General features: G+C 68.9%; 19 protein-coding genes and 3 pseudogenes. 16 read left to right on the top strand and 6 right to left on the bottom strand.

Going from position 1 to position 20,904, the window contains the following annotated elements; all coding sequences use genetic code 11:
* Nucleotides 1-4: 4 nt before the first annotated feature.
* The 4 genes and pseudogenes from M2163_RS04650 (at nucleotide 5) to M2163_RS04665 (ending at nucleotide 3,247) form a co-directional block, all read left to right on the top strand.
* Complete coding sequence (locus M2163_RS04650) at nucleotides 5-949, top strand: hypothetical protein (RefSeq protein ID WP_280854353.1); 945 nt, start codon at nucleotides 5-7, stop codon at nucleotides 947-949.
* Between the two features lie 596 nt (nucleotides 950-1,545).
* The gene (locus M2163_RS04655) at nucleotides 1,546-1,695 is read left to right on the top strand and encodes a hypothetical protein (RefSeq protein ID WP_280854352.1); all 150 of its coding nucleotides are present in this window, start codon (nucleotides 1,546-1,548) and stop codon (nucleotides 1,693-1,695) included.
* Nucleotides 1,696-1,712: 17 nt separating this feature from the next.
* Nucleotides 1,713-1,832, top strand: a pseudogene (locus M2163_RS04660) (transposase); the annotation flags it as partial.
* 203 nt (nucleotides 1,833-2,035) lie between these two features.
* Nucleotides 2,036-3,247 carry an MFS transporter gene (locus M2163_RS04665; RefSeq protein WP_348541524.1) on the top strand — a complete coding sequence of 404 codons (1,212 nt, stop codon included), beginning with the start codon at nucleotides 2,036-2,038 and terminating at the stop codon, nucleotides 3,245-3,247.
* A 198-nt stretch (nucleotides 3,248-3,445) separates the two neighbouring features.
* On the opposite strand, the pseudogene M2163_RS04670 reads toward M2163_RS04665, so the two are convergent.
* Nucleotides 3,446-3,637 (bottom strand): annotated as a pseudogene (locus tag M2163_RS04670) (transposase); the annotation flags it as partial.
* Between the two features lie 47 nt (nucleotides 3,638-3,684).
* Nucleotides 3,685-4,101 carry a DUF6193 family natural product biosynthesis protein gene (locus M2163_RS04675; protein WP_280854350.1) on the bottom strand — a complete coding sequence of 139 codons (417 nt, stop codon included), beginning with the start codon at nucleotides 4,099-4,101 and terminating at the stop codon, nucleotides 3,685-3,687.
* A gap of 66 nt (nucleotides 4,102-4,167) precedes the next feature.
* On the opposite strand from M2163_RS04675, the gene M2163_RS04680 reads away from it, so the two are divergent.
* Nucleotides 4,168-5,027, top strand: a protein-coding gene (locus M2163_RS04680; RefSeq protein ID WP_280854349.1) for an IS5 family transposase whose coding sequence is annotated in 2 segments (ribosomal slippage) — nucleotides 4,168-4,521 and nucleotides 4,524-5,027 — 858 coding nt in all. Because the reading frame shifts where the segments join, the coding sequence is not laid out codon by codon here.
* Between the two features lie 9 nt (nucleotides 5,028-5,036).
* Here M2163_RS04680 and M2163_RS04685 read toward each other — a convergent pair.
* Nucleotides 5,037-5,672, bottom strand: a pseudogene (locus M2163_RS04685) (GntR family transcriptional regulator); the annotation flags it as partial.
* An 805-nt stretch (nucleotides 5,673-6,477) separates the two neighbouring features.
* On the opposite strand from M2163_RS04685, the gene M2163_RS04690 reads away from it, so the two are divergent.
* A complete protein-coding gene (locus M2163_RS04690) occupies nucleotides 6,478-6,729 on the top strand; it encodes a hypothetical protein (RefSeq protein ID WP_280854348.1) in 252 nt (83 codons plus the stop codon).
* 222 nt (nucleotides 6,730-6,951) lie between these two features.
* On the opposite strand, the gene M2163_RS04695 is transcribed toward M2163_RS04690, so the two are convergent.
* Entirely contained in the window at nucleotides 6,952-7,257 is a 306-nt protein-coding gene (locus tag M2163_RS04695) for a hypothetical protein (RefSeq protein WP_280854347.1), read from the bottom strand.
* A 26-nt stretch (nucleotides 7,258-7,283) separates the two neighbouring features.
* Here M2163_RS04695 and M2163_RS04700 point away from each other — a divergent pair, with 26 nt between their 5' ends.
* From M2163_RS04700 to M2163_RS04725, 6 genes are all read left to right on the top strand, one after another.
* Complete coding sequence (locus M2163_RS04700) at nucleotides 7,284-7,706, top strand: RHS repeat-associated core domain-containing protein (RefSeq protein WP_280854346.1); 423 nt, start codon at nucleotides 7,284-7,286, stop codon at nucleotides 7,704-7,706.
* Between the two features lie 839 nt (nucleotides 7,707-8,545).
* Complete coding sequence (locus M2163_RS04705; RefSeq protein ID WP_280893120.1) at nucleotides 8,546-11,158, top strand: hypothetical protein; 2,613 nt, start codon at nucleotides 8,546-8,548, stop codon at nucleotides 11,156-11,158.
* Nucleotides 11,155-11,361, top strand: a complete 207-nt coding sequence (locus tag M2163_RS04710; RefSeq protein ID WP_280854343.1) for a hypothetical protein — start codon at nucleotides 11,155-11,157, stop codon at nucleotides 11,359-11,361. The genes M2163_RS04705 and M2163_RS04710 overlap by 4 nt, the downstream gene beginning before the upstream one ends.
* A 135-nt stretch (nucleotides 11,362-11,496) precedes the next feature.
* The gene (locus M2163_RS04715; RefSeq protein WP_280854342.1) at nucleotides 11,497-12,867 is read left to right on the top strand and encodes a hypothetical protein; all 1,371 of its coding nucleotides are present in this window, start codon (nucleotides 11,497-11,499) and stop codon (nucleotides 12,865-12,867) included.
* A 529-nt stretch (nucleotides 12,868-13,396) separates the two neighbouring features.
* Nucleotides 13,397-13,708, top strand: a complete 312-nt coding sequence (locus M2163_RS04720) for a trypco2 family protein (RefSeq protein ID WP_280854341.1) — start codon at nucleotides 13,397-13,399, stop codon at nucleotides 13,706-13,708.
* A gap of 25 nt (nucleotides 13,709-13,733) precedes the next feature.
* Nucleotides 13,734-17,285, top strand: a complete 3,552-nt coding sequence (locus tag M2163_RS04725; RefSeq protein ID WP_280854340.1) for an NACHT domain-containing protein — start codon at nucleotides 13,734-13,736, stop codon at nucleotides 17,283-17,285.
* A gap of 261 nt (nucleotides 17,286-17,546) precedes the next feature.
* Here the strand turns inward: M2163_RS04725 and M2163_RS04730 are convergent, their stop codons facing one another.
* Nucleotides 17,547-17,981 carry a hypothetical protein gene (locus M2163_RS04730; protein ID WP_280893121.1) on the bottom strand — a complete coding sequence of 145 codons (435 nt, stop codon included), beginning with the start codon at nucleotides 17,979-17,981 and terminating at the stop codon, nucleotides 17,547-17,549.
* A 147-nt stretch (nucleotides 17,982-18,128) separates the two neighbouring features.
* Here M2163_RS04730 and M2163_RS04735 point away from each other — a divergent pair, with 147 nt between their 5' ends.
* The 3 genes from M2163_RS04735 to M2163_RS04745 all read left to right on the top strand — a co-directional run bounded on the left by M2163_RS04735 (nucleotide 18,129) and on the right by M2163_RS04745 (nucleotide 19,738).
* A complete protein-coding gene (locus tag M2163_RS04735) occupies nucleotides 18,129-18,383 on the top strand; it encodes a hypothetical protein (protein ID WP_280854338.1) in 255 nt (84 codons plus the stop codon).
* On the top strand, nucleotides 18,380-18,751 hold the full coding sequence (locus tag M2163_RS04740; protein WP_280892832.1) for a fic family toxin-antitoxin system, toxin component: 372 nt from the start codon (nucleotides 18,380-18,382) through the stop codon (nucleotides 18,749-18,751). The genes M2163_RS04735 and M2163_RS04740 overlap by 4 nt, the downstream gene beginning before the upstream one ends.
* A gap of 255 nt (nucleotides 18,752-19,006) precedes the next feature.
* Nucleotides 19,007-19,738, top strand: coding sequence for an A24 family peptidase (locus M2163_RS04745; RefSeq protein ID WP_280893122.1), 732 nt, complete (start codon nucleotides 19,007-19,009; stop codon nucleotides 19,736-19,738).
* 21 nt (nucleotides 19,739-19,759) lie between these two features.
* Here the strand turns inward: M2163_RS04745 and M2163_RS04750 are convergent, their stop codons facing one another.
* Complete coding sequence (locus M2163_RS04750; protein ID WP_280854335.1) at nucleotides 19,760-20,290, bottom strand: haloacid dehalogenase-like hydrolase; 531 nt, start codon at nucleotides 20,288-20,290, stop codon at nucleotides 19,760-19,762.
* On the opposite strand from M2163_RS04750, the gene M2163_RS04755 reads away from it, so the two are divergent.
* Nucleotides 20,250-20,801, top strand: coding sequence for a hypothetical protein (locus M2163_RS04755; protein WP_280893124.1), 552 nt, complete (start codon nucleotides 20,250-20,252; stop codon nucleotides 20,799-20,801). The two genes, M2163_RS04750 and M2163_RS04755, sit on opposite strands and share 41 nt — an antisense overlap.
* The last annotated feature ends 103 nt before the right edge of the window (nucleotides 20,802-20,904 follow it).

Below are 20,904 nucleotides of genomic sequence, written 5' to 3' on the forward strand. Positions count from 1 at the left end.
GTCCGTGGCTGACCTGTCGACACACCTCGGCGCTTTGCGCCTGCGCAACCCGGTGATCGCCGCGTCATGCGAGTACACCATGACCGAAGACGGCATCAGAGCCTGCGTCGACGCGGGCGCGGGCGCGGTCGTCGCCAAGTCGGTTAACGAATCCCCGGCGGCGGCCCGGCAGCTGGACATCGCCGACTACACCCTGCTCGACGCGGCAGTGGTCCCGAGACCATGGGACGGGGCCGTCGGCGACGAAACCCTGTTCAACCGGTCGGGACTCGCCCAGACCGGCATCGATGACTGGGTCGCGATGCTGGACCGGACCCACCGCTACGCGGCGGAGCGCGGCTCGGCGGTGATCGGCAGCGTCACGGTGGCCTCCGCCGAGGGGGCGGCGGCACTGGCGGCCCGCATGGCCGAAGCCGTACCAGCCATCGAGATCAACGTCGGCGCACCGCACGGCAGGGAGGGCACGGCTGTCCGGCAGCTCACCGAGGCCGAAGGCGTCGGGCACTACGTTCGGACCGTACGGGCCGCATTGGACTGCCCCCTGATCGTCAAGCTGCCCGGACAGGCGAGCGACATCGTGGGGATGGCCCGCGCGGCGGCCGACAACGGTGCGGACACGGTGACCGTGATCGGCCGGCTGGGCGGCTTCGTACCCAACCTCGACATGTGGGAACCGGAACTCGGATCCTGGGGGGCCGTTGGCGGCCACTGGATGCTGCCGGTCAGCCTCTACTGGGTCAGCAAATGCTTCGCGGCGCTCGGGAGCGGGATCACGAGCGAAGGCGCGGACCCAGTCCCACCGATCCCGTCAGTCCCGGTCATCGGCACCAACGGCGCACGGGACGGCCTGGACGTGGTGAGGTTCCTGCTGTCGGGCGCACGCGCCGTGGAACTGGCCAGCCTGCTGCTCATGCGGGGCGCACCGGCCCTCGCCGATGTGGTCGAGTAGCTGAACACCTACCTGGACACCCACGGCGCGACCGGCCTCGACGATATCGTCGGCGCCTCCGTCAGCCGGGCAAAGGAGTACGCCCAGATCGAGCCGATCGTCCCACCACGACGCCCATGGCCACGTCCATGAGACCTCGCGATGTCGTGGACGCGATCACGCGCCGGGACACCACGGGCTCGGGCTCCGGAGATCTTCCAGGACCGTCGTCCAGGTCAGGTGAGCGCGGCTATCCTGCCGCCTCTTGGGAAGGAGGCCACCGTGACCACACCGTCACGGTGGTGTCCGGTAACCGCATCGTCTTCAGGGACTTCCAGGTCTCGGGCGGTGCGCTGCCCGGTACGGGGGACACGCTGCTTAACAGGGTCTTCGAGCAGCCGATCCGGATGCGGAACATCCCTAACGGCCTGCAGGTGCGCTCCGTCACGACCACGGCCGACGGTCTCACCGCCCGCTTCTCGGCTCGAGGGCGCGTCGCAGGGTGCCGCGGCGGAATCCAGCACCGCAGTGCGGAGCGCATGACTCTCCGGCGCCGGCTCGGTCAGCGGTGTTCGTTCCCCGTGCGCCGTCCGGGCGGCGGCGTTGGGGGCGAGCTGATGTCTAGGACCTGCCGCCTCAGCACGTACGACGACGCCGCGCTGCTCCCCGCCCGCACCCGCCTACTCGGTCCCCATCAGGTCGCCACTTGGGACCTGATCCCCCGCCTCCCGGACCTGGCCGGCATCGTCGAGCCCCTGGGCACTTGAAAAGCTCGACTGCACCGATCCGGCGCATCGTCTGCACCACCAACGCGATCGAGTCCGTCAACGCCCGCATCCGCCGGGCGGTCAAGGCCCGTGGACACTTCCCCAACGAGCAAGCTGCCCTGAAGTGCGTCTACATGGCAATCATGTCCGCGCCGTTCCTCTAAGATCGACGACGTCAACAACAACCGCATGACATCTGCCCGGTGACGGAGTCGGCGTGGGGTGCGCGTCCCCGCTCCACGCCACCACTGGACGGCTCCAGGCGCAGCCACGGGTCGGCACATCCGGACGCCGACGATCCCGTGTGGCGCGTCCCGCCGGGCGGCGAAAGGGATGCGCCGTGCCTTCGGCGTCGGCGAACTACCGCACCCTGCTGTGTACTTCGGGTGCTTGGGCCTTCTTCCTTCCCGCTGCTGTCGGGCGTCTAGGCATCGCCATGACGGGGATTGGCATCGTCTGGTTGGTGCACGCACGCACCGGGTCGTATGCCGCCGCGGGTCTCGTCACCGGCGGATTTGCTGTCGCGGACGCCGTCGCCGGGCCCCAAATCGGGCGCCTTGTCGACAGGTTCGGGCAGGCGCGAGTGCTTTACTGCGTGCTGAGCGCACATGCCGGGGCCATGGGGCTACTGCTCGCCGGCACCGTTCCGGACGTAGTCGCCGGGGTGCTCGTCGGGGCAACGCTGCCCCAGATTGGTGCCCTGTCCGCCGCTCGTTGGTCCGCCCTGCTGTCCGGCGAACGGGCTGCCGCGCTGCCCACCGCCTTCGCCCTGGAGGCCCTCGTCAACGGCGTCTCCTATATGGCGGGCCCGGCCCTGGTGAGCGTCCTGGGGGCGGCTGGCCGCCCGGGCGCCGGGGTCCTCCTTGCCGCCGCGCTCGTCGTCGGCGGCGGGCTCACCCTCGCCGCCCAGCGTCGTACTGTGCCGCCCATCGCTGGGCGCGCCGAGCGCCGGCACGCCGGACGCGCCCTGTTCCGCTCCGCATTCCTGCGGCAGGTCGCGCTCGGCCTCGCCCTCGGGGTGTTCTTCGGCGCGATGCAGGTGTCCGTTGCCGCGTACGCGGTCGGACACGGCACGCCGGACGTGGCAGCGCTGCTCTACTTCGCCTCCAACTGTTCGAATCTGGTGGGTGGTTGGGCCTACGGAGCGGGGAGCCACGGTGGCTCACCCCGGCGCCGCCAGGCCGCAGCCGCAGCCGTCCTCACCCTCTCGAGCGGCCCGCTGATCTTCCTCGATGCGCCCCTCGCGGTCGGCGCCACCCTCGCCCTCACCGGACTCGCCGTGCCTGTCCTCCTGATCCTCGCCTCCGTCCTCACCGAGTCGTCGGTCCCGCGCGCCGTCCTCACCCAGGCGTTCACCTGGGGCAATTCCGCAAGCGCGGCAGGAATAGCCGGCGCCGCGGCAGTCGCGGGGCGGGTGGTGGACACGGGCGGTGCGCACGCCGGTTTCGGCGTGGCGGCGGGGGCTGCGGTGGTGATGACGGTCCTGGCGCTCAGCGGCCTGCAGGACCCGTCACCGGACCTGCCGAAGTCGTCCGCACATCTCATGGGCTGACCAGCGATCACACTCAGTGCGCGCCTCGTATCGGTCACTCGCGCTGGCTCAGGGCTCGGGTCAGCTCTCGGTTAGCCGCGCGGGCAGCCTCCAGTTCATCGGCGCGTTCATCGAGCTGACCTTGGATGTCGGCAATGTTCTGCGTCAGGGGGCGTCTTCTCCTGATATTTCGTCCTGAGAAGCGGTTTTGACGAGGTATCAGAGTCCTCGCCAGGTTGGAGTGGATTCTCTGGTGAGGCGGCGGGCCATCAGGGCGATCATCGCAAGGTAGATCCTGGCGGTGGAGCGGGCCGGGAGGGTCTCGTAGTCACGGGCCAGGCGGCGGTGGTGCATGAGCCAGCCGAGCGTCCTTTCCACTGCCCACCTGCGCGGGAGGACCGTGAAGCCGCGGGCGCATCGGGGATATGCGTCGCATCGGAAGTCACTAGGGCCCGTCTTCAAAGGTTCCATTTGCCGTCCCGCGCCCTCTCGTAGGCGGCCAGTGCCTCTGCATTGCCGATGAAGGCTGGGCCGCAGCGTGGTGGTAGACGATCAATGACCATCGCTACTGCAGCTTGCGCGCTGTCTGTCTCGGCGATCCGCGGGCTGGTGCGGCTCGGCCCCTCGACGTAGTACCGGCCGTCTCCCAGGGTGCCGATGTAGGGGATGTCCCAGGTGTGGCGGATCTCCGTGCACCTGCTGAAGTGCAGCTCCCACATACCGGTCCAGGGGTAGAGCTGACGAAGCAACGGCTCGGCATGCGCCACCAGCACCAACTCGGCAAACGGAGCGGCAAGCGGCGATTCTTCAGGTCGGAGAGGTTCGCCCGCAGTGGTCAGGATCTTGTGCCAGGCTGCTTCGACAGTATTGGTCATGCCGTGATTGTGCAGGCGCTGCTGCCCCCGTCATCAAAAGATCACCCTCTGGCAGATCATGGCCTGATGCGCCGACATGAACTCAGCGACCAGGAGTGGGAATTACTCGCTCCGCTCATACCGCGGGCCGTGACTGGCCGGCCGAGGGCGGATGACCGGCAGGTCATCAACGGAATGATCTACAAGATCCGCACCGGCCTGCCGTGGCGTGACCTGCCCGACCGCTACGGGCCATGGCAAACGGTCTACACCCGCTTCCGTCGCTACGCGTTGAGCGGTGTCTGCACCCAGGCGCTCCAGCAGATCCAGGCCCAGGCTGATGCGGCCGGCGACATCGACTGGCTCGTCCAGATCGACTCCACCATCGTGCGAGCTCACCAGCATGCCGCCGCCACCGGACGAAAAGGGGGGTGCGTCGGCCGGACGAACCGGACGATCAGGCCCTCGGCCGATCACGCGGAGGCCTCACGACCAAGATCCACCTCGCCTGCGACGGCCGAGGCAGACCCCTGGCCCTCCTGATCACTCCCGGCCAACGCCATGACGGCATCTGTGCGCAGCCGCTGCTGAAACGCATCCGCGTCCCGCGCCTCGGTTTCGGCCGCCCGCGCTGCCGCCCCGCCCACGTGGTCGCAGACAAGGCATACAGCTCTCGCGGGTTCCGCGCCTACCTGCGCAAACGCGGGATCGGCCACACCATCCCCGAGAAGGCCGATCAACAGCAACACCGACACAACCGCGGCCGCCAGGGCGGCCGACCACCCGGCTTCGACCGCGAGACATACCGTCGACGCAACACCGTGGAGCGGTGCTTCAACAGACTGAAGCACTTCCGAGGCATCGCCACCAGGTACGACAAGACCGCCACCTCCTACGAGGCGGCGGTCAGCCTAGCGTCGTTCCTGCTCTGGGTGAGATCTGTTTGAAGACGGGGCCTAGGAGAGTGACAGGTCCGTCGTAATGGTTTCCCAGAGGGCGTCGAACCACATCTGCGATTGGTCGACGAAAACTGCCTCCCGCCTTCCTGCCTGACGTACGTAGGAGAAGAGGAGGGACGCGGCGCCGAGGGTGTCGTACGTCTCCAGGGTCTGGCCCTCCACCTCTTCCCTCCGCTTGGCAATCATGTAGTACCCCATCAGGGCCTCCGTCCCGTTGAGGAGGTACAGCTTCATGGGCGGGGTGAAGGGCAGCGCGCGGAAGGTCACACGGGCGTCGATGCCGTGCGTCGAGCGAAGTGCCACCAGATTGTGACGCAGGACTTGCCCTTGGACGTTGCGCAGCTCGAGCCAGCGCTGGTGGACCGGATCGCCGTCGAGGCTCCTCACAGAGGTGTCCCTGGGGCTCTTCACAGAGACCGGGAACGCCAGGTTGATCTGTCGGGAGGGCAGCAGGATCCGCACGTCGATCGACTGAGGGCGGATGCGGCCCTCGTGGATCAGCCGCAGCGGTTCAGCTAGCGCCAACATCAGCGTCTCAGCGGTCAGGCAGGCCGCGTCCACGCGGACTTCCGGCGCCGAGAACGCCTGCGCGAGCCTCGGTGGCAGCCCGACCATCGTCGGTTGCGGCTCGTCCGCAAGGCTCAGGGACGACGGTGTGGCGAGCGAGCTATCTGGTGGCGGCGGCGCCCCCCGGCTGGCTGCGGCTGCGTTGTCTTCTCCCACTGGTTGCGTGGCGGATGCGGGGAGTTCGTTCAGGAGGTCAAAGGTGCTGGGGCGCTGATGCCTGCCGGACCGCAAGAATGTGTCGTCGGGCTCAATACCCTCCACCAGGGAGGTGGCCGCAGCCGAGTCCGGGTCCGACGCGAGCACTCTTTCCGCGTCACCCGTCGAAAGTGCACGGCGGGCAGCGGCCCTGGCGCGTTCGAGCGTGTGCCAACGGTCCCTCCAGACCTGGAGTTCGGGATCACGCCGTTCGGGCGGTTTCACCTCTTCGCCGTCGTCATAGGAGAGCAGGACCCGCACCAGCCACAGCAGTCGGTCCAGGGAGGCCGGGCCCCGCCGTCCGGCGAACACCTCGCTCACTGAGGCTTTCGACATCGCATGCCGCTCGCCGCACACCTTCTTTCCGCGCACGAGGATGCGGTCGTAGGAGGGGGCTCCACGATCCCGCTTCAGCTCGGTGAACGCCGCAGCCAGCTCCTGCAGCGTTGCCGCGTAACTTCCTCCATCGTTGCCGCCACTGGTTGCCACGTCGTCCCCCCGGTGCGTGCTTTGTGGGCAGCAGAGTAGACCCGCCTGACAGGAACGGCACTGAACACGGCGAAACAAACCGGAACAGGACGGTGGTGTGTTCGGTAGTGGGCGGTCTTGATCGGCGTAGGACTCAGCTTGTTCGATTGGTGCAGGTCAGCGGCATGCTTGGGGTGATGCTGTTGGCATGACCCAGATGACACCGCCGCCGGCGCGGCCCGGCCGGAGCGGCTCTGAAACGGAGCCGCCGTTTCTGTCCCTGCACACCACCGTCGTTCTGCTCACCGCGCTCGTGCTCGGGCTGGTCGTCGGCGGTCTCGCCGCGCTGACGGAGGTCCCCCGCGCAGCCGCTGTGCTAGTTGGGCTGACCGCGGCCGGCTCTACGGTGCCGGTGCTGCGCTCGCTGATTGGCCAGCCTCGTGAGCGCTCCGGCCTATGAGCCTGCGATGGCGAGCACCAGGACGCCGACGTCGAGGGTGACGACTGAGACGAGTCACACTATTGAAGAGGCTGGTTGGACACGTGACATAAACAATAACGCTGGCGTATGCGATAAGGCGCAGAAATGCGTGGATGGGGGCGGAGGCGACGATCGACTTGGGCGTATTCGGTGGAGCCGTCCGCCATCGCCTGGCGGTACATTGATGCGTAGTCCATGGGTTCAGCTCTCGATCGGCCCGATGACCTGGACGTGGGTCCGGGCGGGGTTCGTGGGGTGGGGAACCGAGATGATCTGGGCCCCGCTCGGGAGGCGGGAGACCGTCAGCTCGGTGTCGTTGTTGTTGGCGTGACCTGTGCCAACAACAGGTCCAGGGCCCTCGGGGGAGGGGTTGGGAGAGGGGCTCGGAAGGGGGATGTCGGCGGCCTTCACGCCCGTGCTGACTCCCCGGCCCTTCATCCGCACGTCGGTGATGGGGACACCGGCCCAGGTGAGAACCTCCCGAACGTGGGCAGTGTCGGTGCCCAACGCCTGGGCACGGCGGAGAGGTGAGCGTGGGGCTCGGCGACCTTCCGGAGCGTCGCGAGGACCTCGGGGGAGTCGGCTTTTGGCTGGGCGAGACGGTGACCGGTGCCACCCGCATGGGGATACGTATCTATGACCCGACTACCGGACGCTTCCTGTCCGTCGACCCGGTACCCGGTGGTTCGGCAAGCGCCTACGAGTACTGCCGCGTCGATCCCGTCAACAACTACGACCTCGACGGCAAGAGCTGGTGGCGTGGGGCACTGAAGTACAGCGCTATCGGAGCCGGCATCGTCAGCGCAATCGCATGCGGTGCCACGATCGTCTGCGGCATCGCTGAGGGCGCGGCGGCAGGCGCTGGCGCCACGCTGCCTCGCACGCGGGATGGCGAAGCTGGAGATGGGGCGGGTTCGCCAGGGGTGCATGACCTTTGGAACCCTGACGAGTCGTAGGAGGCTCTGTCGCCCTGTCAGAAGGCCTAGCGTCACCGGCGACAGATGCTGTACCGGGCTGTCGGCGGGTGATCGCAGGGGGGTACGGTGTCCCTCAGGCACTAGACATAGAGAAAAGGCAAGGGCCCGCGAGTGCGACCTCGCGGACCCTGTGGGACCCCAGGAGTTGGCGCTCCGGATCCCGTGGCCGAGAACCTATCCAGGGAAGGTCTCGACGTGCACGAGAGTACCCGTACCCACTGCCAGGCACGCAACAAGGCATCCTCCGTAGCAGCGATGACGCTCCGGCTGGGTGCCTTCTTTGTCTTCCCGCGCTGTTTCGGCGGCGGGCACACCTGCGCTCCGAGAGGAGGAGCGATGGTGTGATCGATTGCGGCGGCGCCCGGTGAACGGGTTTGAGCCGCCGGGACGCCCGGCCATCGAGGTGATTAGCGGTCACCTTGGCGAGGGCGTCCGATCTGCCACCGGGCGGGTTTAGCGGGCCCTCCCGAAGGTTCTGTCCTTCCGGTTAGCGGCCGGTCGGACAGTTCGATCTTGGTTCTGGAGCGAACCACGAAGTGCCAAAGAGGCCTTCGTTATGCCCACCTCGAGGTTGAAGCGAGGCATGACCCAATGTTGCAGCATCGTGCTGCCCTTTGTCAGCCCATCCATGCCCGGTTGGCGCATTTTGCGCCGTCTATCCGGTCACAGTTTCCCCTTCGACCGACTCCTCCGCCACGTGAGCGGACTGGGACAATGTCCTTTGAACGGTCTGCCTGGGATGCCCGGAGCGCCGTTGATGCGGCAATCGACATCTGGACCGCAGTGCGGCTCGCCTCGCCTGCTCTTAAGGCGCGGGAATGAGTGGCGTTGCGGCGACAGCCGCGGTGCTGCCGGCGTTCACCAACTCCTCCTTGCTCGACGGGCCAGAGCCTCCTGCACGGCGGGATGGTCTGCGGTTGCTGCCCGGCGGAGGCCTGGATGACGCGCTGCGGCTGGGTCGGGGGATGCGACTGCGGTTGCTGAACGCGGTCCGGGCCCTGCTGGCGGACCCTTCTCTGGCTGGGCTCGGGGACGCTGCGCGGTTGGCGGCGGTCGCGCTGTACGCCAAGTCGCGAGCGCCTGAGGGGCGCAAGGATGACCTCCTGTCGTACATCTGGGGTGCGGAGCTGAGTCGGTGGCTGGGCATGACGGAGTCGACGGTCCATCACGACGTGCTGCCGGTGCTGCGAGAGGCCGACGCCCTGCACACCCGGGTGGTCACCAACGCTGAGGGACATCCGGTCGGGCTGGACTGCCTGGTCATGCCGCTGTGGCGGGCGCATCAGGACGGGGGAGCGGCGCACCCGCTGGCTCTGTCGAAGGTGGAGCTGGCGGTGCTGTTGCGCTTGCTGGAGGCCTTGTTCGGCCCTGGTTGGAGGCCGGAGGGCAAGGAACCGACACCGCCGGGGCTGCTGGCCGGCCGGACGGGCAAGGGGGCGGCGACCGACCGGCTCGGGCTGTTGTTGATGGTGCTGAACACGCGGGCGTCGGGCTGGCTGCAGCTGTGTGGCGGCTTGGTGCGGAAGAAGGAGGGGCGAGGGGCGGCGACGCTGTCGCGGCTGCTGGGGTGCTCGCCGTCGGGGGCGCGGAAGGTGTTGGCCCGGCTGACGGATGCCGGGGTCGTTGCCCGGGGGCGGAAGGCGACGGCGACGCGCATGAAGGGCCGTGGTCAGGTCATGCTGCTGCCGGTCGCCCGCGCGCACGGCCGGGTTCTGGCCCTTGCGGAGGCCGTTGAGGGCTCCGGAGCGGTGTTTTCGCAGCGTCCTGATGGTGCGTTCGGAGATCTTGCTCCTGGCCAGGATGCGAATTCCCTGGGTACGCCTGAGGTTTGTAGTGCCGAGCAGGTCGTGGAAGCGGGGGATCGGGAGCGTCCCGATGGTGCAGAGTTCCACGCAGACCACGCTCCTGTGGTTACTCCCGTCGTTCCCCTCCCGCTCTCTGAGGGTTTTTCCGGCGAAGGCCGCGGGGGTGAGGGCCGTCGGCCGGAGCGCGTGTGCGTGCGCGAGGATCAGGCCGCGGATGGCGAGCACACCGCTGTCGAGTCTGCGTTGCCGGTGGTGGAGGTCGGCCCGTTCCGCGGGGAAAAACCTGGCAAGTCCGCGGTCGATGAGCAGGGTGGGCAGCTTGCCGGCGGGACGCAGGCCGGTGGCTGGCCGAAGGCCGTGGTGGGTGGAAAGACGCGGCAGCAGGGGAGGCCGGACCTTCCTGACGATCTTGGTCTGCGGGTGGCGCTGGGACCGGTCGCGTGGCTGTGGGCGGGGCTAAACCGCTGGCAGCAGGACCAGGTCGTGGCGGCGGTGAAGGCTGAGCTGGAGCGGCTGAAGGACCTGTTGATGCAGCCGGAGGGTGCGCCGCGGCTGCTGGCCGACCGGCTCACCGACCGGCTGGAGGAGACCGGTGGCGAGGCGCGAGTGAGCAGACCGTTCGGCTGGATCACTAGGCGGGGCCTGGTGCAGCGGCCAGCGTGCTCGGACGTGCGCTGTGACGACGGGATCCGGCTGGACACCGGCGGCGACTGCGCGAACTGCGGGAACGTGATTCACTTTCGCCGTGCCCGTCGGGTGCGGATCTCGGCTGACATCGACCGGGAGCTGCCCGCCCTCGGTGTGACGGAGCGCCGTCGGGTTCTCGAGGACCGGCTGCGTGAGTACGCCGTGGCGGAGGCCGAGGACTTCGTGTGGCGCCGTGAACAGGCGCGGGCGGAGCAGGCCCGGCGGGAGGCGGCTCGTGGAGCTGCCCGGGAGCGGGGGGAGCGTGAGCGGCAGGAGGCGGCGGCCGCCGAAGCGGTGCGCCAGGAACTGCCGTGCGGGGAATGCGGGCGAGAACGGTCGGCCGGGCTGTGCGAGGCATGCGGTCTTCGGCGCCGGACCGAGGCAGCGATCGTGGAGGCCGGGCTGGTCGCGGCGACCTGGGCGGCAGACCTGGACGATGCCGCCGACGTCGCCGCGGTGGCCGCGCACGTCCGCTCGACGTTGGAAGCCGACATCGAGGCGACCCACCAGCAGTTCCTTGAGCTGGTGGAGCCGGGCGAGCTGGAGGCGGACCCTGTTGCGGCGGCCGCCGTGCTCGCATTCGACGCCTGGCAGACCGTGGAGCAGGCGCTGCCCGAGTACCGCAGCAGCGCTCTCGGGCGGCTGGGCAGGACTCCTGAGGCCGAGGAGGAAGCACGCCGGGCCTACAAGACCGAGCAGAACCGCCGCTGGTTCCGCGCGAACCCGAACGGCGCGGACGCCGTCGCCGCAGCGACGAAGGCCGCCGACACTGCCAGAGAGCGCACCGCCGAGTACCTGTGTACGGTGCGGCTGGAGCAGCTGCGCGAGCGCACCGCAGACCGTACCGAGCAGGCAGCGGCCGCGCCGTGGGCGGCCCGGCTGACCGCGCTGGCCGAGTGCCCGCTGGACGGAGAGACGGCTGGCGTGGTGATCGCGTGATCGGTGAGGTGAACCGGGGCGACCTCGCGCGCCAGGCCTTGGCCGCTGCCCGGGAGGCGGCGAAGAAGAGCGATTGCATCACGCAGAAGGCGAAGCCGAAGCAGTCCCGGACGCAGGTCGTGCGGCGTGACGACCGCGAGCCGCTCGGGCTCGGCACCGCGATCGTGAGTCGAGTGTCACTGCCTTCACAGCAGAGCAGCTGAAGGTTCCGCACGAGGGAGTTCAGGTGGCGGGGGATGGGAGCCCCCGCGTGAGGGAAGGGCAGGTGAAGTCGGTTCGCAATCACGGGTGTTCGCCTACCTGGCGGGCCGCATCAAGAATCCAACGGAGGGACAGACATGGGGCGGTTCACGCGGAGATCCGGGCAGGACGACGGTGCAAACGATCAGTCGCACTGGCTGGAGCAGGCTGTCGGGGCCGGCGACGCAGACTTCGACCAGGCCGAGTTACTCGACGACTATGCGGTGCTGCGGTGGCAGACCGCAGGAGGCGGAGTCGGTCTGGCGCACTCGCTGATCGACGGCAACGCCAGCCCCCAGGCAGTGATCCGGGCCCTGCGCCGGCTTCACGGCGAGCATCTGGCCGACCGGTACGCGTGTGTGGTGGCCGCCCAGACCGGCACCCAGGTGACAGACCCCGACGTGCCCCAGCTACTGGCCTGTGATCTCAACGGGACAGGCCGGCAGTACGAGACGACCTGGGCCCAGCTGTCGGCCGTACTCGGGCAGCCGGCCCCCTACTGGTTCCACAGTCTGCGTGACCGCGACGCGATCGCCGCCTGGCGCCCGGGCGCACCGCCCGCGGTCGTCCCCGCACGTGACATCCGCACCCCGATCACCGCACTCGTGGAACTCGCCGCCGATGAGCCCGACGGCTCCCCGGCAGCTGAACTGTGTTGGTACCTCGCGCGGGAGATCCGCCGTCGCGGCCACGCCTCTGCGACCCGCAACATCGCCGAACTGCGCAAGAACGCCGCTGACGGCGGCGACGGCGCTCACCTGGTCCTCGGCGCGGTTCCCGCCCCCATCAGCCGGCCCGCCCCGCAGGAACCCTCGGAGATGGTCCGCCGTGCTGGCTGGCTGACCATCACCGCACGCCGCGATGTCCTCGCGCACCGGGTCGCGGACTTCTCCCAGCGCTGGGACGGAGGCCAGGACTGGCACACCGGTGCCATGACCGCAGTGGAACCGGACGCCTGCCCAACGGCCCGCGAGTGGGCCGCGCGCCTGGTCCCCGCGCCGTCCGACAAGCCCCCCACGGTCGTGGAGAAAGTACTGCTCGACAACGCCCGCGACCCCGACAGCGACGTCCTCCTCGACGATCCTGTCGCCGGCGTCCCGGTTCTGCACCGCGCACTCCGCACCCGCAACGACGACCTGTTCACCTACACCCTCCAGCGCCTGCCCACCCAATCGCCGCTCGCCGAGCTCATCCTCAGCAACAACACGTCCTGGGTACGCACCCAGGACGGCACCCTGTGGCTCGCGCCCGAGAGGGACGGCTGGGGGATCGGATTCGGCTACTCGGGCAACGGCTGCCACACCCTCGCCCGCCTCGTCGACGTCCTCCTCGACGACATCTCCGCGCCCGCGGTCAAACCCCACGACCCTGAACCTCCACGGGGCCTGTTCCAGCTGCTGCGGAAAACACCCGCGGACGGCAGGACCCTGTACACCCGAACCCAGTTGCTTGCCGCCCGAGGCGCGTGACGCCACCCTCGGGCCGTGAAGCGACTACCTCATACGGGTGGCCGTTGGCCGGGGGAGTTCCGGCAGAACAGCACACGGGCCACGTTTGTCGTTGGGTTAGCCGACTGGGCGGCCCACGACGCCACTTGTTGCCTCCGTTGGTGGTGATGACAGGGATCCGTACTGCGATCCATGAAGCGAGCTCGCCAGGCATTGGCGCCGGAACAAAGGGCGTGCCCTCCCTCTCCGCCACACCACGCACAACGACTCTGGAGCCATCGCATACCCGCGTACGCGTCCCCCGCCGAGCTCGCCGAGCTCGCGGACGACCCTGCGCTTGACGCCTTCCGCCCCAAGCGGCCCACCGTTCTGTCCTATGGTCTGGGTGCCGACTCGACAGCGATCCTGGAGGAACGGGACGCCGAGTTGGAGGCGGCGCGGGCTGCCAACCGGGAGCTCACCAGGGCCCTGAACCATCGAGGGTGTCTGCAGACCGGCGTCGTGTACAACTGCACTACTCTGAGAGGTCATTCGGGCTTGGGGGGGAAACGTGTCGCAGGAGCCGTGGGCCGAGCTGGGCGAGACCGTGGCTGCCATCCGTACGCAGTTGCAGCAGGCCATTGATGAGGGCAGCAGCAAGGCACTGAGGTTCCGTACCGGACCGGTGGAGCTGGAGTTCACTGTGGAGGTCCGGAAGGAGGGCGAGGCCGGAACGAAGATCTTCGTGCTGCCGTGGTCCGCCCAGGCCCGCGGTGCGGCCAGCGCGAGCCGGGTCCACACCATCAGGCTCACCTTGCAGCCCATCGACGCCGAAGGCGAGGACGCTCGCGTCTCCCGCGACGTCGAGCAGCGTCCGTCCTGATCACCGGCGCTGACGAGCCATGGGAATGGAGGCGGAGGCTCTGCTGCGGGTCGTCGAGGTGTGGGTCCCCCTCACCCGGCGGGTGGGCAGCGGCTACCTGCTGGCGGACCACTTAGTGCTGACCGCTTACCACGTGGTGCGGGACCTGCCGCCAAACACGCCGGTGGAGGTTCGGCCGCTGGACCGGCATGCGCGCCACCGTTGGCTGGCGTCGCAGGTCTGCTGGCCGACCGCTCCGGTGGACCTCGACCGTTTCCCTGAACAGGACGTGGCACTGCTCGCCATCGAGGAATCCGCCTGGAGGGAGGAGAGACTGCCGGGCAGGATGCGATTCGGTGAGGTCACCGGCCAGGAGCGGGTGCCCTGCCAAGGCATCGGATTCCCGGACGCGGAAGCACGCCCCGGCAACCTGCGCGACACCATGGTCGTACGCGGCAGCGTAGACCCCCTGCAGGCGGTCAAGTCCCGGCTGATGACCGTCCACGTCGACGAGGGCATCGTGCCCCGGCAGCGGGCCGGCGGGTCGGGCTGGGCTGGCGCATCCGGCACCGCCCTGTTCTGTGGCCCGCTGCTCATCGGCGTACTGGTGACCGATCGCGCTGTCGCGGACGATGCCAGTGTCCTGGCTGCGGTGCCCATCACCGCTCCGGCGGGGCTGCCGGCATTCCGCGCCGCACTCGCTGCGCACGGCCTGTGCAACATGGTGATCGAACCCGCGCCAGTACCCGACACGGAGCGGCTGCTGGCCCCGTACCTAGCGGCCGTTGCCAGGGCCGTCCGTGACCACCCCTACCCCGCAGCCCTGCCTGGTCGGACCGCCAGCCGCCTTCCCCCGCTTGCCGACGTCTATTTGCGCCAAGACTTGCGTACCCACCATCGCTCGGAGCACCAACCGTCGGACGCGGACCGGCCTGCGGATAAGACGGTGGTGGCGGACACGCTTTCGCCGGACGACGTGCTTGCGCAGCCGCACAATGGAATCGTCGTGGCTGGCCCCGGGGGCGGCAAGTCAAGCCTGCTGCGCACATGGGCGGCCGAATTGACCCGCCGTGTAGTGGAGGGGACCTCAGCCCAGATCCCAGTGCTCGTCCAGGCCGCGTCCCTGACGCCCGCACCCGGGACGAAGGGTGTCCCGTTTCCGGAGGTGCTGGCCACTGCGGTCACGGACGAGCTCTCTCCCCACGGACTGAACGAAACTCTTACGCCCCATTTCTTTCGCACCCGGCCTCAGTACGCGGCCCGTTGGCTCGTCCTGGTGGACGGCTTGGACGAAGTCACCGCCGAGTATCCGAGAAGCAGGCTGATGAGTACCCTGGCGGCCCAGGATCCTCAGGTGTACCGATTCGTGGTGGCCACCCGCCCGGCGCCGGAGAGCGAACTAACCGCTCTCGGCGCGGACGTGTCCCGGTATACGTTGCAGCCCTTCTCCTCGTCGGATCTGCGCACCGTCGCCCGACGCTGGTTCGCGGCCTTGCCCGGAACCCGTCAAGATCCGGAACGGGCCACCGAAGCCTTCCTGCGTGCCCTCGACCGCGCACGGTTGCGGAGCCCTGCCGCCGTCCCGCTGATGGCCGCCATGCTGTGCCAGGTCTATGCCGAGAACCCCCGTCAGGCCCTACCCGAGAGTCGCGGCACTCTGTATGACCGATTTCTTCTGCTGCTCCGCGAGCACCATGATTCCTCCGGCTCAGGCGGTCTGGGCGCGCAGACCATGGCCTTCGTGGCCGGCCGGCGTGAGGTGGTTCAGAGGGCCGCCAACCGTGTCGTGGAGAAGCTGCCCGACCTCCTGGAGCACCTTGCCGCCGCCCGCCACGCGGGCAGTACCGCGCTCGCGCTGGACATCGTCGCCGCCCACCCCGACGCCCGCCTTTCCTCCGACGCCGCCCAGCATGTCCCCTCCGACACCTGGCGTCGGTTCTTGGACGCTACCTTGCGCCGCAGTGGCATGCTCAGCGCCAGCGCCGGGGACCTGGTCTTCCTGCATCAGACCTTCGAGGAGCACCTCGCGGCCCGCCATGCCGCCCGCGATCCCAGGACCTTTCACGAGCTTCTGCGCCGTCCCGGGAGATACGTTCCGAGCAGTGACGCACAGGGTGTCCGACCGCGAGTCTGGTTTCGCCGGTACTGGAAAGCTCCGTACGGAGACGACTCCTATGTCGGCTTCCTGCTCGACGTTGCGCTCCAGAAGGACCACGACACCTGCGTCCGCTATCTGAGCCGACTGGCGTCGCAGCGCGCGGGAACGTGGGGGTACAGATTCATCGCCAACCAGGCTCGCCTGGGCACCGGCATACCAGAGGAACTCGTTCGGCGAGCCGCCGCACTTCATTCCGACTACTACGCCGATCGCGCCAATGACCGCAGGTCCCCAGACTGGGCCAGACTGAGGGACACCGACGATCTCGCGAAGATCGATGAGCCCCGAGCCGCTCGCATCTACGCCTCATTTGCCCTGAACACGTCGGTTGAGCCCGAACGCCGGGTAGGGGCGGCCGCAGCACTGGCGCAGCTCGGAGGACCAGACTGCGACGACGTCTACGCCGCCTTCGCGATCGACGACATGGTGCCGCGGAGCGATCGCTTGGCGGTCTTGAAGAAACTGGCCCCGGGTACCGGGTCCCGGGCCGCCAACCTGTGCCTAGTTCACGCTGCGGACACCACTCTTGACGACCTCCAACGGCACGACGCCATCGAGGCGCTTGAGCGGTTGGGCGATCCCCGCGTCGCAGACCAGTTTCTCGCCCTGGCCACCGACACCGGCGTAGGCGACGGCATCCGGGTGGAGGCGGCTGCTGACCTGGCGCGGCTGGCCGATCCCCGCGCCGCCCAGCTGTGCCATGACTTCGCCACCGACACTGGCATGCCGGAACACGTCCGGGTCAGGGCCTGCAGAGCGCTCGCCGGTCTCGGCGACCCCCGGGCCAGGGAACTGTGCCACAGCTTCGCCGCCGATCACAGCCACATGATCCTCTACCGGTTGGACGCGGCCGGGGCGCTCGTAGGACTGGGAGACCCGCGCGGCGCCGAGCACTGCTACGGCGTTGCCATCGACACCGGTGTGGAGGACTGGATCCGCTCGTCAGCGGTGGGTCGCATGGCGGAGGGGGCAGATCCCCATAGCGCCGATCGCCTCGACGAGCTTGCCGGAAATATGGCGCTCGGAGCCTCCCTCCGACTGGATGCGGCCCAGGCACTTCACCGCCGAGCGGACGTTCGAGCTGCCAACCGCCTCAACGCTCTTGCCGACAGCACAGACCTTCAAGTCCACGAACGATTCAGCCTGGCCAACGTGCTCGTCGAGCTCGGTGACGCCCGCGCGGCTGACGTCTACGTGACAGTGAGCGCCGACGCCACACTCGACGGCTGGGGGCGGGTGGCCGTGGTGGAGAAGCTCCTAGAGCTCGACGACATGCGCGCCCCGGACGTCTACGCCCGCCTGGCCGGCGACGTGAGCCTTAAAGCGGAGGTCCGCAGGTACGCGGCGAAGCTGCTGAGCGGACTCGGCGACCCTCGCGCCGTGGACCTGCTTCAGGCGCTCGATGCCGACCCGAGCCACGCCGACTCCGACCGCAGGTGAGCCCCGCCACGTCATTCCCATGCGTCTGACCAAGCCCTGACTGCGGCAGTCATGTGCGCGCCCAGGCTGCCTGGCTCGGCGTTCTCGCGGCTCGCGACCTGGTTGCCCTGGGCGGCCGCACGTACGTCGACGCCGTCACCGCCGTACGGCCGGACGCCCTGCGTCCCCTGGACGGATGCCGCGGCATCGGCGAGCAGCGCTCCCGACTGGCCCGCCTGGCCGCGGCCGACGATCCGCTCGGCCTAGTAGGACTCCGTTAGGTCAGACCTTCGCTTCAGCGACAGCCGCGCGGAACTCCTGAGTCATCAGGGCGACCGAGCCGCGCTGCACAGGAACGTCGCCGGACTCGGACGACACCCTGGTCACCGCAGCGCTCATGCGCTCGTACATCGCGGCGTCCACGACGGGCCGATGCTCCTCGGGGACCTCCCGGGTGTCCCGAACGGCGACCATCGTGCCGAATCGCGTGCCGATCCACCCGATCGTCTCGGCTTTCCAGTCCAACTGCCGGGCCGCCTTGCGCATCGCAGCCCTGATCAGTTCGACTCCGCCGAGCCCGACGGCTTCCTCGTCGCCCAGGTTCACCTGGCAGGAGCCGCCGAAGCCGCCAGCGTTCTCGGGACTGGAGCGGCGCAGCAACGGGACCAGGGCCTCGGCCATGGCGATGCAGCGCGGATCCTTCGCGTAGGAAGCCATCGGCGACATCGTAGAACCGCCCGGACGTAACGAGATGCCGTTCTGTGGGTCTCCACTCAATGGGGGTGGTGGCTCCAAGCGCGACACCGGCAGACGGTGGCCGTTCGTTCCCAGCCCGCGACTGCTACCACCCTGCTACCATGAGGTGTGGCTACGAATAGGCAGACGCAGGTCCGACTGGACGAGGGCGTGTTGGAGGCTGGCAAGGCTGCCGCGCGCTCCCGTCGACTCGACTTCAACAAGTACGTGGAGCGGCTCATTATCGAGGACACCACCGGTGCTCGTGCCGCCGGCATGGCAGCTGCACAGCGGCTCATCGATGAGCACGGCACGTTCCTCGACGACCTGGAGCAGCGACTCGACGCCCCGTACGACCAGCAACAGCCTGGCGCGGCCGCGTGATCCTGCACGTCGACGAGTCCTGGGTTCTCGAAGTAGCGGAGCGTGCGGGGCACCGTGATCCGGCGGCCGACGACTACGGTGTGCCCATTGCTGCCGTCGCCCGCCACCGCGGAGAACTCCTCGACACTCCCGTCTACGACGGCGTCTTCGCCCGCGCTGCCGCCCTGGTGCACACCCTGGGCCGCTGCCGGTGGCTGGAGCGCTCCAACCTCACCGTCGCCTGCGCCGTCGCCGTGATGTACCTCGAGGCCAGCAACATTCCCGTCAACCCCACCCGGGAACAGCTCACCGCACTCGCCCACGAGCTCAACAACCCCCGCTGCACCGCCGAGCGGATCGCCTCATTCCTGCGCACCTGGAAACCCTGACCCGGACCAAGCGGTGATCACCTTCGGGCCCGGCAAGGTGAGCCAGCCGGGAGAGAACCCCGGTCGTCGACGTCGTTGAGGAGCGCCGCGATCTGCGCCAGGTCGCATCGCGGCGGCTTTTCTACCGGAGTACGGGATCAACGGCGTGACGTAGCACCTCACGCCGGCGCCTCGGCGACGGCCAGCACGCTTTGGGCCCACGTAAGTCGCTCCGCACTGAGCTGCTCGAACTTGTACCGGAATAGGCTCCGTTGGGTGCAGAAGTTCTGGATCATCGCGGCGGCAGTCCTGTGGGGTGCAGGCACCGGTCTGTTCATACCGCGCGCCGCCTACCGGCTTTCCGTTCCCCCCGAGGCGCCCTCGCGGACGACGTGTCCCGCCGGACACGCCTTCACCGGTCTCGCGAACGGCTGGCTGGGGCGGGCCCGCTGCACCGACGGCGACGCGTACGGCCCGAGCACGACCGCCCTCTCCGCTATCTCGGCCGCGGTCTGCGCGGTCCTGGCGGCCGCCGTCGGAGACCACCCGGAACTGGTGGTCTGGCTGCTGCTCATCCCGATCGGCGTGCTGCTCGCCACTGTGGACCTCATGGTCCAGCGACTGCCCGACGTGCTCACCCTGCCGCTCGCTGTGATCTCGCTGGTCCTGCTCGCCGTGGCGGCGCAGCTGCCCGGCGCCGACGGTGGCTGGAGGACAGCCCTGCTCGGCTCTGTCGTGCTCGGCTCCTTCTGCGTGATGTTGCTGCTGAGCAGCCCCGCCTCGTTCGGCTTCGGAGACGTGAAACTTGCCCTGACTATCGGTGCCGTCACCGGCTGGTACGGATGGGGCATCCTTTTGGCCGGCACCTTCGCGGGGTTCGTGCTCTTCACGCTGTACGGCCTCAGCCTCATGGCCGCGCGCCGTGCCCACCGCACGACGGCCCTCCCGCTCGGACCGTTTCTCCTGGCAGGAGCCGGGGTCGGCGTGCTCCTCGGCTCCGTCCACTAGGTGAGGGACGGCCTCACACCGTCAACCGCCATGGCGCACGAGCTTGACCAGCAGGTCGGTGTCCCTCAGATCGGGGAGGACCACCTCGGCGCCGGCGTCGCGGAGGGCTGCCTGGTCGCTTCGGCCGGTGGCTACGGCGATGACGCGCACGCTGTTGGTGTGGGCTCCCTCGATGTCGGCCGGGGTGTCTCCGATCAGCACGGCGGCGTCCGCGGTCGTGTGGGCGCGCTCCAGGGACAACTGGACGAGGTCGGCGCGTACGTCGTGGTCCTCCCCGTAAGCGCCCAGCTCCCACAGGATCGGGGCGTCCAGGCCGAAGACCTGCAGCTTGAGTTCGGCAACGGCGCGGATGTTCCCCGAGACCACGATCTGCCGTACGCCTACTTCGGTGAGCCCGTTGAGGGCCGCGGCCGCGCCCGGCAGGGCATGGCCGCGTTCTCGGAGTTCGGCGGCGCGCTCCAGGTGCGCGGCGGTCAGGGCGCGGGCGAACCGCTCGAAGTCGGCGCGGTCGGTGGTCAGTCCGTGGAGCTTCGCTGTCTCACGGAAGATCACCGGCTCGGTACTGGTCGCCGTCGTCTCCGACGCCCGCCGCCGCAACTGGCCGCAAGCCCGTTGGCGCCTGGAACAGCGAGCCCTCCCGCTCGCTCGGACCGCGGGGGAGGGCAGCGTCCAGCGGACGGTGTTCGGCCCCACCAACGTGGCGCTGCACGCGATGAGCATCGAGATGCTCGCCAGTGACGCGGCCGGAGGACTGCGGCTGGCCGACCAGGTCGACACCAGCCGACTGCCCAGCCGGGAGAGGCAGTTCACCTTCGGACTCGAGGTCGCCCGCTGCTACCACCAGCGCCACGACGCCGCCGCCATCCTGGTGCACCTGCTCAGCCTGGAAGAATTCGCCCCCAGGACCTCTCCCGCAGCCCCGCGGCCAACATCATGGTCCACGACCTGCAACAGCGGGTACGCCCCGCATTCCGCCGCCAGGTCGATGCCCTCGCCGGCCGCCTCCAGCTCGCCTGAGGATACGACGGCACGCAAGACGCAACGAGAGCCTCCCCTGGACTGACCTCTGGGCGAGCAGCGTGCCCGGATCTGCCTGTGCCGCTACCGAGACGGTCCCTACGGCCAACGCGAGGCCAGGCGTCACACATTCGCAGTGACACTGCGCC

It is taken from the genome of Streptomyces sp. SAI-135, assembly GCF_029893805.1.
In the GTDB taxonomy this organism is placed as follows: Bacteria; Actinomycetota; Actinomycetes; order Streptomycetales; family Streptomycetaceae; genus Streptomyces.